The sequence below is a fragment of the Sphingobacterium spiritivorum genome (genome assembly GCF_016724845.1).
GTDB classification, from domain to species: domain Bacteria; phylum Bacteroidota; class Bacteroidia; order Sphingobacteriales; family Sphingobacteriaceae; genus Sphingobacterium; species Sphingobacterium spiritivorum_A.
On record NZ_CP068082.1, the window covers coordinates 143,345 to 156,554 of the forward strand.

General features: G+C 39.3%; 10 protein-coding genes. 8 read left to right on the forward strand and 2 right to left on the reverse strand.

Features of this window, described 5'->3' with window-relative positions; all coding sequences use genetic code 11:
* Positions 1 to 168 precede the first annotated feature (168 nt).
* Genes I6J03_RS00700 through I6J03_RS00710 form a run of 3 tightly spaced genes read left to right on the forward strand, consistent with a single transcriptional unit; the run spans position 169 to position 3,192 of the window.
* A complete protein-coding gene (locus tag I6J03_RS00700) occupies positions 169 to 822 on the forward strand; it encodes an HAD family hydrolase (RefSeq protein ID WP_003007292.1) in 654 nt (217 codons plus the stop codon).
* A 27-nt stretch (positions 823 to 849) separates the two neighbouring features.
* Positions 850 to 2,412, forward strand: a complete 1,563-nt coding sequence (locus I6J03_RS00705; protein ID WP_003007295.1) for a serine hydrolase domain-containing protein — start codon at positions 850 to 852, stop codon at positions 2,410 to 2,412.
* Positions 2,413 to 2,427: 15 nt separating this feature from the next.
* Entirely contained in the window at positions 2,428 to 3,192 is a 765-nt protein-coding gene (locus I6J03_RS00710) for a methyltransferase domain-containing protein (protein WP_003007298.1), read from the forward strand.
* A gap of 34 nt (positions 3,193 to 3,226) precedes the next feature.
* Here I6J03_RS00710 and I6J03_RS00715 read toward each other — a convergent pair whose 3' ends face one another.
* Positions 3,227 to 3,508, reverse strand: a complete 282-nt coding sequence (locus tag I6J03_RS00715) for a hypothetical protein (protein ID WP_003007299.1) — start codon at positions 3,506 to 3,508, stop codon at positions 3,227 to 3,229.
* A gap of 496 nt (positions 3,509 to 4,004) precedes the next feature.
* On the opposite strand from I6J03_RS00715, the gene I6J03_RS00720 reads away from it, so the two are divergent.
* The 4 genes from I6J03_RS00720 (at position 4,005) to I6J03_RS00735 (ending at position 9,963) form a co-directional block, all read left to right on the forward strand.
* Positions 4,005 to 4,622 carry a hypothetical protein gene (locus I6J03_RS00720; RefSeq protein ID WP_003007306.1) on the forward strand — a complete coding sequence of 206 codons (618 nt, stop codon included), beginning with the start codon at positions 4,005 to 4,007 and terminating at the stop codon, positions 4,620 to 4,622.
* Positions 4,623 to 5,131: 509 nt separating this feature from the next.
* Complete coding sequence (gene gyrA, locus I6J03_RS00725; protein WP_003007310.1) at positions 5,132 to 7,678, forward strand: DNA gyrase subunit A; 2,547 nt, start codon at positions 5,132 to 5,134, stop codon at positions 7,676 to 7,678.
* A 6-nt stretch (positions 7,679 to 7,684) separates the two neighbouring features.
* Positions 7,685 to 8,791: a tetratricopeptide repeat protein gene (locus tag I6J03_RS00730; RefSeq protein WP_003007313.1), complete on the forward strand. Its 1,107-nt coding sequence runs from the start codon at positions 7,685 to 7,687 to the stop codon at positions 8,789 to 8,791.
* 2 nt (positions 8,792 to 8,793) lie between these two features.
* Positions 8,794 to 9,963 (forward strand): tetratricopeptide repeat protein, encoded by a 1,170-nt coding sequence (locus I6J03_RS00735; protein WP_201694069.1) that lies wholly within the window; start codon positions 8,794 to 8,796, stop codon positions 9,961 to 9,963.
* Positions 9,964 to 10,184: 221 nt separating this feature from the next.
* On the opposite strand, the gene I6J03_RS00740 is transcribed toward I6J03_RS00735, so the two are convergent.
* Positions 10,185 to 11,219, reverse strand: a complete 1,035-nt coding sequence (locus I6J03_RS00740) for a quinone-dependent dihydroorotate dehydrogenase (RefSeq protein ID WP_003007317.1) — start codon at positions 11,217 to 11,219, stop codon at positions 10,185 to 10,187.
* Positions 11,220 to 11,269: 50 nt separating this feature from the next.
* Here I6J03_RS00740 and I6J03_RS00745 point away from each other — a divergent pair, with 50 nt between their 5' ends.
* Entirely contained in the window at positions 11,270 to 13,186 is a 1,917-nt protein-coding gene (locus I6J03_RS00745) for an ABC-F family ATP-binding cassette domain-containing protein (RefSeq protein ID WP_201694071.1), read from the forward strand.
* Positions 13,187 to 13,210 lie beyond the last annotated feature (24 nt).

Here is a 13,210-nt window from a genome sequence, read left to right on the forward strand (position 1 = left end):
TCCTTTCTTCAACATCATCCTCCAATAAGATTATCAATTTTTGTCAGCGTGATAATTAACTTAATGCAGGACTGCAATTCTAACAAAACAATTAGATGACAATTCCATTATTAAAATTTAACCGATCTGCGTATCATATATTCACACTTTTATGTTATATTGACATGTATGAAACAATACCGCAATTTGCTTTTCGACCTGGATGGTACACTGACAGATCCTTTTGAAGGCATTACCAAATCAATTGCATATGCCCTTGAACACTTTGATATTGAGACAACAGATCTGAACACTTTAAAGCCTCTCATTGGTCCTCCCCTCAAGCAATCTTTAATAGAAATATATCATTTTGATGAGCAGAAGGCCGATGAAGGTGTCGCTAAATACAGAGAAAGATTTGCAGACAAAGGTCTTTTTGAAAATATACTGTTTGAAGGTATACCGGAACTCCTGGCATCAGCCCGTTCGAAAGGATACAAACTTTATCTTGCCACTTCCAAACCCACAGTATTTGCTACACAGATACTGAATCATTTCCATTTAGATCAATACTTCGAATTTGTCGGCGGCAGCGAACTGGACGACTCCAGACCCACCAAAACCCATGTTATCGAATATGTGTTGCAGGAAAACAACATTCAGAACCTGACAGAAACACTGATGATCGGAGATCGGAAGCATGATATAATAGGTGCAAAAAATACAGGTCTGGACTCTGTAGGAGTTTTATATGGTTTTGGAGATCAGGAAGAACTCAGTCATGCCGGAGCAACTTACATCGCAGAAGATATTCCTGCCCTTAAAAATATGCTTCAATTATAATATAACATCGCAATAAAGTACTGATATATGCATAAGATATACCCTGGAAACCTGAAAAGAATATATCTGGCTGTTATTTTTGGTCTATGCAGCTTACACTCCACTTATGGACAGCAGATCGAAGAAAGCAAAGTGGATGAACTGGTGGAACATGTGAGAAAAACATTCAATGTACCCGGGATAGCTGTAGGTATTGTAAAAGACGGAAAAGTCATCCTTCAAAAGGGATACGGTGTATCCAGTATCAATACCGGAAAAGCTGTCGACCCGTTGACCAACTTCGGCATAGCATCCAATTCCAAGGCTTTCACAGCTACAGCATTGGCTATGCTTGTAGATCAGGGGAAGATCAAGTGGGATGATCAGGTCCGTACCTATATCCCCGAGTTTAAACTTTACAACGATTATGTCTCTGAAAATTTCACAATCCGTGACTTACTGACACACAGAAGCGGACTCGGTCTGGGAGCCGGAGATCTGATGATATGGCCCGATGGAAACGATTTTACTCCGGAAGATATTATCCGGAATATGCAGTACCTCAGGCCCGTTTCTGATTTCAGAACTAAATACGATTATGACAATTTATTGTATGTAATCGCAGGTGTAGTGATTGAAAAGGTTTCAGGACTTTCGTGGGCATCTTTTATACAGCAACGCATACTGACACCTCTGCATATGGATCACTCCGCACCCAACTGGCAGTTGCTAAACAGCAAAGACAATTCTATTGATCCACATGTGCCCATAGAAGGTAAGCTTAAGGTCATTAAAAGATACAGCGGTACGACAGTAGATGCGGCCGGAGGAATCTATTCAAATGTAGAAGATCTCAGCAAATGGGTACTTTTTCAATTAAATAAAGGCGATGCTGAAGGTAAACAGCTGATTCGTAAAGAACAGCTTGCCGAACTCAGCACTCCACAGACACTTATGCCTGTAACCACCGTCCCTCCTTACAATTCCTTGTTCAGAGCTTATGGGTTAGGATTCAGACTCACCGATGTAGCCGGCAAACTCGAAGTATCGCATACCGGCGGACTGGAAGGAATAGTCACTCAGATTGTCATGCTTCCACAGTTGAAGCTCGGAATAATAGTACTCACCAATCAACAGGAAGGAGCAGCTTTCATGTCCATATCCAATACAATCAAAGATTTCTATCTGGGATTACCACGTAAAGACTGGGTCGCTACTTATCAGTCCAGTATAGCAGCAAGTACCTCTTCAGCAGATAAAATAACGGAAGAGGTCTGGCAAACAATAGAAAAAAACAAAAATTCCAATCCATACAAAAACATGTTGATGGGTAAATTTGTTGATAACTGGCTGGGAGAAGTCAACATTTACAAAGAAAACGGCAAACTTATGTTCGCCGTAAAACGTTCGCCGCAGTTAACAGGGGAGCTTTTCTTCTATAAAGACCATAAATATGTCGTCAAGTGGAACAACAGATACTTCCATGCAGATGCTTTTTTACATTTGGACATAAACCAGCAAAAGTTGCAGGGATTTAAAATGAATGCTATTTCTCCGCTTACAGACTTTAGTTACGACTTCCATGACCTGGCATTCAAAAAAGTAAATTAACAAAAATTAAAAGTTATGCGCTGGAATCCTGAACAATACATTATATTCAAAAAAGAACGTTTCGCACCCTTTTATGATCTGATAACTCCTATTGAAAAGAAAAAAGGTATACAGGCAATAGATCTGGGGTGCGGAACCGGCGAACTCACCCGAAAACTATCTGATTATCTTGAAGATGCTTTAGTCACCGGAATAGATGCTTCGCCCGAAATGCTGTCACAGACATCCCCTTTTGCAAACGACAAAACCATATTTTTGCAGAGAGATATTCAGGAACAACTGGATAGAGATGAAAAATGGGACCTTATCTTTTCGAATGCTGTACTGCAATGGATTCCGGATCATGAGTCATTGCTTCCAGCCATTATAAGACGTATTAATCCGGGCGGACAATTGGCTATACAGATTCCCGCACAGAATGACAACATTCTGAATATATTGATCCTGGAACTTGCGCAGGAAGAACCTTACGCTAAAGCACTGAATTATTGGAAAAAAGAATCTCCCGTACTCCGTATAGATGATTATGCGCAATTATTATTTGAGAGCGGAAGTAAAAAACAAGAAGTCATGCAGAAAGTATACCCTATAATTGCACAATCTCCGGACGATCTGTACCAGTTTATTGCAGGATCTACATTAATTCCCTATCTCGAAAGAATAGATCCGGAAGTAAAAGAAGATTTTATAAGGGCTTATAAAGAAAAGATCGCATCACACACAAAAAGATATCCTGCGCTTTATTCATTCAAACGCAATATATTATATGCGGCTTATTAGATTGAACCTATTATATTGAAAACTAAAACTGGAATTATTCTAATTGTATAACACCGCAAACATGCTCCTTGTCATATGTCATAAGCACTTCGTCAATGAGCAACATCAATTTGATTTTGCAAAGTTTCTCACCAGCACGGTCAAGTTTTTGACTTGCACGATCAAAATGTTTGAGAACGTAACTCTGAACATTTTCAACCTTTAGCGGAAAATAAATAGGTGTCTGATCGGAAGTAGAATGATCCGATACTAATAAATTAAAACCTTTGGCTTTTAATTCACTCAAAATCTGGTAATTTACACGTTTGAAAATCATAGCTAATTTTTTTAAAAGAGTGAAAGCTTTATATTGATAAAACGAATTAACGTATCTATTGTTTTGTAATTATAAAGCAGAGTTTAAATTTTCATTAATTTATAACAAACCTACTTTAGCAAAAGAGAACTCAATAAATACCGGAACAGATATTACAAAGATAAACACTTATTCGCCTAAAACACAATGATTTCCACACAATAAACTATAAATCTGTAAAATAGAAGCAGCACTTTTTATAAAAACAGGTATATTTTTTGCATATAACACATAAAGCAACTGAATTTTAGCAAATTTGCTAAGGCATTTTTTTACTTTTTGAAGACAATTATACATTTTTATGACTAAGACTCTGTACCATTTAGCGGCAATAACCATATGTATCCTATGTGTTAGCCTTACTTCCTGCCAGAACAATAGTAAAAGTTATAGTCTTTCGATACAGGATTCTTCAGAAACAAACTCTGCCCTGAGTTTGCCACTCAGTTATCGGAACATGGAAACAGAAGGATTCATTATCGGAGATCAGGTAGCTTTACTAAATGATAGCTTACAGGCTACAGACACGATCAGTGCCGAAGGTAAACTTGTGAAAATTTCGGGAATCAGCGAACAGTTTTACCCTCTTTCCCTTACTGATACGAGTATATGCAACAAATATTCTTATGTGAGGATACAAGTTCAGGACGAACAGTCCATCATCAGTGGAAAATATATCTATTCTGCTACCTCTGATGAAGCACCTAAAGAGATTCAGATAGAAAAAGATAAATACAGCTTTGTACGTCTTGAAAATTATAATGCACTTTCAGATACATCCGTTAGCTGTGACCTGCACACTCCGTTGTTATTTTCGAACTCCGGAGATAATTACAAAGGATTATTAAAACTGATAAACAATGATATCTACCAATCTGAATATCCTTATTTAGAATTAATGGCTAACGCTATTGCACACGATGTAATTACAGAAATCAACACCAAAGGAGATCAACTCATCCTGCACATTCGCCGCACAGGAAAACAATCTTTGGCCAACATAGTAATTGTCATTAAAAAAGATGCATTGAACGGCTATAATGCTGAAGTAAAAAGCATAGAAAATCTAAGATAAATCAGCATGCATAATCTTACCTCTCAGAGAGTAAAGAATGAGGAGCAAAATTATAATTCCGAAATTTCCATTTCCTGTCTGTCCCTGTATTCTTAGAAGAAACCTTAGGATAATTTAAAATTACTCTCCCGAGCCCTTGTCGAAACAATTCAAGGTATAAAACGTCAGTTCGTAATCCCCTGAAATGTAAAATCATAAAATACTTATAATGAGAAATATAAATATCTTACATCAACAATAAAAATATAATAAAACATTTTTTTAGTATACGCTGTACATCTCCAAATGACAGGAAGCAAACGTACTCATATTATTAATTGGCAGGGAGCTTGGAATATAAAAATCCTTGCCTTTCAGAAGAGGACTTTTGCTACAAAAATTAAAGCCTGCCAACCTAAAATTTAACGCCCTGAAAGCTTCTCAAAATAGGTATTTTTTTCGTATCTTCGCCTGCGTATGTTATTAGTTTAACTACGATAATGCATTAGTTTTATCGAACCCAACTTAATATGGCTGAAGAAACAGAAAACGAAAACAATTTATCGGCTAACGGCCGAATAATCCCTATTAATATTGAGGACCAGATGAAAGCTGCTTACATCGATTATTCGATGTCAGTAATTGTTTCCCGTGCACTTCCTGATGCACGGGATGGTCTTAAACCTGTTCATAGGCGTGTGCTATACGGCATGCTGGACCTGGGAGTTACCAGTGGCAAGCCTTACAAGAAATCTGCCCGTATCGTCGGTGACGTCCTCGGTAAGTATCACCCACATGGTGACTCTTCTGTATACGATGCGATGGTACGTCTGGCTCAGGACTGGAGCATGCGCTACCCATTAGTAGACGGACAAGGTAACTACGGATCGATTGACGGAGATCCTCCGGCAGCGATGCGTTACACGGAAGCAAGATTGAAAAAGATTGCTGAAGAAATGCTGTCTGACATCAACAAGGATACTGTTGATTTCAAATTAAACTTTGACGACTCTTTGGAAGAACCAACGGTACTTCCTACCCGTATTCCTAATCTTCTGGTCAACGGTGCCTCCGGTATTGCTGTAGGTATGGCGACCAATATGGCTCCTCATAATCTTTCAGAGGTGGTAGACGGAACAATAGCCTTCATCGATAACCGGGAAATTGAGATATCCGAATTGATGCAGTACATAAAAGGTCCCGACTTTCCTACCGGAGGTATTATCTATGGTTACAACGGTGTCAAAGAAGCTTGCGAAACAGGACGCGGACGCGTAGTAATGCGGGCCAAAGCGGAGATCGAAACAACGAAATCCGGACGAGAGTGTATCATCGTTACCGAGATCCCGTATCAGGTAAATAAAGCTGATATGATCAAGCGGACTGCCGAACTGGTCAATGAGAAAAAGATTGAAGGTATTTCTGAGATCAGAGACGAATCAGACAGAGAAGGTTTCCGTGTCGTGTATGATATCAAACGTGATGCAAATGCTAACGTCGTATTAAACAATCTATACAAATACACAGCTCTACAAACCTCATTTTCAGTAAACAATATCGCTCTTGTAAAAGGAAGACCGATGATGATGAACCTGAAAGACATGATCCACGAATTCGTGGAACACCGTCACGAGGTCGTAATTCGCAGAACCAAATTTGAACTTGCCGAAGCAGAGAAACGTGCCCATATCCTGGAAGGATACCTGATCGCACTGGATCATCTGGATGAGGTTATCAAATTGATACGTGCTTCCGAAACCCCGGAAGATGCCCGTACAGGTTTGATGGAACGCTTTGCCCTTTCAGATCTTCAGGCACGTGCTATCCTGGACATGACATTACGTCGTCTTACAGGACTGGAACGCGATAAGATTAAAGAAGAATACAATGAATTGATGAAGACCATAGAATACTTAAAAGAAGTCCTTTCTGATGAAGGTCTTCGTATGAAAATCATCAAAGACGAACTTTTAGAGATCAAAGATAAATACGGGGATGAGCGTCGCTCTATCATTGTGCATTCTGCAGAAGATATGCGCATGGAAGACTTTATCGATGATGAAGAAATCGTCATTACCATCTCGCATAACAGTTATGTAAAACGTACTCCGTTATCCGAATACAAAAGACAAGGTCGCGGTGGTCGCGGTTCTATCGGAACAAACACCCGAGAAGAAGATTTTACAGAACATATCATTACCGCTTCAGCGCATAATTATATGTTATTCTTTACTGAAGCTGGACGCTGTTTCTGGCTGAGAGCCTTTGAGATACCTGAAGGAAGCAGAACTTCCAGAGGACGTGCTTTACAAAACATCATCAATATTCCGAAAGATGAAAAAATCAAAGCTTACATCAAAGTAATCAATCTGAAAGATCAGGAATATTTAGAGAATAACTTCATTATTATGTGTACCAAAAAGGGTACAATCAAGAAAACATCTCTTGAAGCATATTCCCGCCCTCGTGCTAACGGTATCAACGCAATCAATATCAATGAAGGTGACCAACTCATCGAAGCATGTCTGACCGACGGAAGCAGCGAAATAGTAATGGCACTGCGTTCAGGAAGAGCGATCAGATTCAACGAATCGACAGTAAGACCTATGGGAAGAACAGCTACAGGTGTAAGAGGAATCACCCTTGCACATGAAAAAGACGAGGTTGTTGGCATGATTAGTGTTAATAATCCGGAAGTAACTGTGCTTGTCGTTTCTGAAAAAGGATATGGTAAACGTACAGATATCGAAGATTACAGGGTAACCAACCGTGGTGGTAAAGGTGTCAAAACCATCAATGTCACGGACAAAACAGGTGAACTTGTTGCAATTAAAGATGTCACCGACAGCGAAGATCTGATGATTATCAATAAATCAGGAATCGTGATTCGTATAGGTGTAGCAGACTTAAGAGTAATGGGTAGAGCTACCCAGGGTGTTCGACTGATCAATCTGAAAGATAACGATGAAATCGCTTCTATCACAAAAGTAGAAAGAGAAGAAGATGAAGAAATCACAGATATCGAAACAGAAGGAGAAGACAGTGAAAATACAAACATCGATACCACTGAAGAATAAAATATCATGATGAAGAAAGTTTTAATAGCTTTATTAATATTTACCTCATTAAGCTTAACTGTTGTTGCCCAATCCAATATAAAGGAAGGCAACAACAGTTTTGCCTTATATACCAAAACCGGAGATATCAAAAATCTGGATAATGCACGCAAATTTGCGGATGCTGCTTTTGCTAATAAAAGAGATTCTTCGCAGGTCAAAAATAATATATTACGGGCCCTGGTATATAGTTCATATGCCGTAACCGATTCTCTTCGCAAACAGAAGTATCCTTCAGACCCGATTGATATAGCACAGGCATCACTCAAACTGATCGATAAAAAGGGAGGAAATGATGAATTCAGAACAGAAATCAGCTATGTAAAACAGAATCTGGTATCTGCACTTATTTTCAAAGCAAACAAAGCTCTTAACGACAAAAAATACAAAGAGGCATATTCCTATTACGAACGTGTAGACGAATTAAGTGCTGATAATGCCGCTGTAGCCAGCAATCTGGCTGTATTGGCAGTACAAAACAAAGACTATGCTAAAGCCGCTGAATTGTATGAAGGAATTATACAGTCTGACAAAGTAACGCCAAACGATTACCTGCAACTTGCAAATGTTTATACCACTCAGGATAAGAAACAGGCCACTTTAGACGTTTTGAGTCAGGGAAGACAACAATTCCCGAAAAGTAAAGAAATACTGTTTGAATTGATTCAGGTATATTCAAATAATAAATCCTATGATGCTATTGTCCCGGTAATTGATGAAGCATTATCATACGAACCGGAGAATATTGAAATGAATTATCTGGCAGGATATGCAAATGAATCTATCAACAATATCGCCAAAGCGAAGGATTATTATGAAAAAGTGATCCGTCTGGATAAAAATAACTATGAAGCCAATCTGGGTTTAGGATTGATTTATCTGAAGGATTTCTTAGCAAATAAAGATAATAATGAAGCTCAGTATAATGCGCAGAACTATCTTTTAAAAGCAAATGAGATAAAACCTTATGCAATTAATGCATTAAAATCATTGGCTTTATATTACGAAGCTGCTGATGATATGACACAATTGGACCGTGTCAATTTATTATTGAACCAACTTACAAATAATTAAACATGAACATTAAAAGAACAATAGTTTTATCCGTACTGTTATCTGCAGGAACATTTGTTTTTGCACAAACGGGAAACTTAAAAAAAGCAAAAGCGGCAATTGCTAAATTTGAAGAACTGAAAGGTGCTGGACAAGCTAAATTAGGAGAATCTAATTTAAAAACAGCTTCTGAGGCGATAAACGAAGCTATTGCTCATGAAAAAACAAAAGATCTGGCAGAAACCTGGACATACTACGCTTTAGTAAATGCAAACTATGCTTCCATGAATAATTCTTCTGAAGATGCTCAAAAAGCAGAAGAAGGAATCAAAAAAGCTACTGAATTAGATACCGATAAGAAAAATGCCGATAACATTAAGGTAGCCACTCAGATCTTAGGCCAGTACAACTTCAATCAAGGAGTTGCAGCCTGGGAAAAACAAGACTTCCAGACCGCTTACAAAGCATTTGACAAAGGGTTGGTATACCTTCCGGGTGATACAACATTAACGTATTATTCAGGTCTTGCTGCCATTCAGAATAAAGATTACAAAAGTGCAATTGATAAATATAAATTGCTGATCCCGGAAAAAACTTTTTCAAACCACAAGAGTGTATTAGTGGATCTTCCTAAACTTTATCTTTCTGCATTGGATACAGCAAGTGCATTAGAGTATGCAAGTATCGCAGCTAAAGAATATCCTACAGACAATGCAGCTGCTGTTCAGAATATCGAACTTAACCTGATTGCAGGAAATGAGCAGAAAATTGTTACAGATATCGAAAGCCAACTGGCAAAAGATCCGACAAACAAAACATTATACTACTATCTGGGTATAGCACGCAGTGCTACGAAAGAGACAGACAAAGCATTGGAAGCTTACAAAAAAGCGATCGAATTAGATCCTAACTATTTTGAAGCAAATACAAATGCTGCTGTTACGATCATGAACCTGGTTAGAGAAGACATCAACAAAGCTAACAATGACCGTTCATTGAAACCGGCAGAGTACAACGCTGCTGTAGCTGCTGCTAAGGACAAACTAAAACCAGCTTTACCTTACTTGTTGAAACTGGTAGAATTAGAGCCTAAAAATGTAGATTCGTTGAAATACCTGAAAAGTTACTATGACTTCATTCAGGATGAAGCAAAAAGTAAAGAAGTGCAGGCAAAAATCGATGCTTTAGACTAAGCAACGGTTGCTATAAACAAAGAAAGTCCCGAATAATTCGGGACTTTCTTTGTTTATAGTCAGCATTTTTTAGGTCTACCCTTTCTCTCCTTTTCAAGGAGAGATCCCGATTTATCGGGAGAGAGGTTATATAGCCAATACAAAAACGACTTCCTCTATACAGTTGGCGAGGACGCCAACTGACGCAGAAGAATTCTCTCCAACTATATAAGAAAATATTCTTACTTCCCGGCTTTGAGTATTCCCTTACAGATATCAGAGATCAATCCCGGCCCTTCATATATAAATCCGGTATACACCTGTATCAGACTGGCTCCGGCATCCAGTTTCTCAATCGCGTCCTGAGCCGAATGTATGCCCCCTACCCCTATTATCGGAAAGGAACGGCCGGATTTATCAGCAAGGTATCTGATGACCTCCGTAGAACGGTTTGTCAGCGGCTTTCCGCTCACTCCTCCGGTTTCTTTGACCAGATTCGGGTCACTTTGTAATCCATCTCTCGATATAGTAGTATTTGTCGCAATAACACCTGCAATTTTAGTTTCCTGTACAATCTCCACAATATCGTCCAGCTGACTATCCGTAAGATCCGGAGCAATCTTCAGAAGAATAGGTTTGGAAACTCCATCTTTATTATTGATATCCATCAACTGACGCAGAATATTCATCAACGGCTCCTTCTCCTGCAGATCACGCAGTCCGGGTGTATTCGGCGAACTGACATTCACCACAAAGTAATCTACATAGTCAAACAGGGCTTTGAAACAGTAAATATAATCCAGCACAGCATCTTCATTCGGAGTTACTTTATTCTTACCGATATTCCCGCCGATAATAATATTACCGCGTTGTTTGAGGTGCCTCAATCTGCCGGCAGCAACATCTGCCCCCTGATTGTTGAAGCCCATACGGTTTATAAGTGCTTTATCAGATACCAATCGAAACATACGCGGCTTATCATTGCCGGGCTGAGGTCTGGGTGTAACGGTACCGATTTCTATAAAACCGAAACCAAAGTTGACCATTTCATCAATATATTCTCCATTTTTGTCAAAACCTGCCGCCAGACCGACCGGATTTTTAAATTTCAATCCGAATACTTCACGTTCCAGGCGTTTGTCCTCTACTGTATAAATAGATTTCAATAAGGATTTGGCTCCCCATATTTTCGTGAACGTCTGCAATCCTCCCGTTACGGTGTGATGGGCAGATTCAGGATTCATGGAGAAGAAAAATGGTTTGATCAGTTTGTACATTTTGCAAAGGTAGAGAAAGAAGCATAAATTTCACTATTTTTGCACCTGAAATGATATCTATAAATAACTTAACATTTGAAATTGGCTCCCGGGCATTATACGACGAGGCCAGTTGGCACATCAAACCAGGCGACAAAGTAGGTCTGATCGGAGCCAACGGTACCGGTAAATCAACTTTATTACGCCTCATCGTCGGACAGTACACACCGACTTCCGGTACAATTTCTATGGCCAAAGACTTAAAGATTGGTTATTTAAACCAGGATTTATTGTCATACCATTCTGATAAAAGTATTTTACATGTGGCAATGGAGGCTTTCGAGCGCCAAAACCAGCTTCATACAGAAATAGAAAATCTTCTACAAAAATTAGAAACCGATTATTCAGACGAGATCCTGAATAAACTCAGTGATAAGCAGATGGAGTTCGAAGCACTGGACGGTTACAATATCGAATTCCGTGCACATGAAATACTGGCGGGTCTGGGATTTTCAGAAGATGAGCAGAAGAGACCCTTAGCAACCTTCTCCGGAGGATGGCGCATGCGTGTCATGCTGGCGAGGATCCTGTTGCAGACACCTGATATACTGTTATTAGATGAGCCTACCAACCACATGGATTTACCTTCCATCAAGTGGTTAGAAAACTATCTGCAGGCATTTGAAGGCGCTATCGTCATCGTTTCGCACGACAGGTACTTCCTGGATCGTATTATCAAAAAAACCGTAGAATCCCGTAAAGGAAAATTGACTCTTTATGCCGGAAATTACAGCTTCTATCTGGAAGAAAAAGCACTGCGCAGTGAGATTCAGTCTAATCAATTCAAAAACCAGCAGGCAAAAATCAAACAGGAAGAACGCCTCATTGAGCGCTTCAGAGCCAAAGCATCGAAAGCGAAGATGGCACAGTCCCGTATTAAAGCACTCGATAGAATGGAAAAAATTGATGATGTGGATGATGACAATCCTACAGTCAACTTTCAGTTTAAATTTTCCAAACCATCCGGGCGCCATGTGGTCACTCTTGAAAATATAAGTAAATCGTACCCGAATCTGGAAATCCTGAAAAATACGGACGGACTTATAGAAAAGGGTGATAAAATTGCGCTTATCGGAGCCAATGGTAAAGGGAAATCGACTCTGCTTCGTATAGTAGCCGACGCAGATCATGAATATACCGGAACCAGTACAAAAGGTCACAATGTTTCACAAACATTCTTTGCACAGCATCAATTAGAGGCTCTACATCTGGAAAACTCCATTATTGCAGAGATGCAGGCGTTTGCACCGAAACATACCGAAACTGAGCTGCGCTCCATACTGGGATGTTTCCTGTTTTCAGGTGATGATGCGTTCAAAAAAATCAAGGTGCTTTCAGGAGGAGAAAAGTCACGTGTAGCACTCGCCAAAGCCCTGACTGCTGATGCCAATTTCTTAGTACTGGATGAGCCGACCAATCACCTGGATATGCAATCGGTCAATATTCTGATACAGGCATTACAACAATATGAAGGTACACTCATTGTGGTATCCCACGACCGTTATTTCCTGGATCATGTAGCCAATAAAATCTGGTTTATTGAAGACAAAGAAATCAAAGAATATCCGGGTACTTATCAGGAATATGAAGAATGGAATGCCAAGCGCATCCTGAATCCGGCTGAGAAAAAGCCTGAAAAGAAAGTAGTAGCAGAACAACCAAAAAAGGCGAAACCTGCTCCTACAGAAGATAAATTTAAAATTATCAGCAAAAAGAATAAAGAATTAGCAACACTTGAACAAGAGATTTCAGCAAAAGAGAATGAGGTCAGATTTCTAGAGAATGAAATAGCAAAAGAAGAAATCTATTCTGATGCTGTCAAACTTCAGGATCATACCCGCAGATACAATTCTGAAAAAGCCTTGTTAAACCAGTTACAGAAAAACTGGGAAGAGCTGGCCGAAGAAATTATGGAACTCGAAGGGTAACCCATTCAGAGAAACCTTTATCAT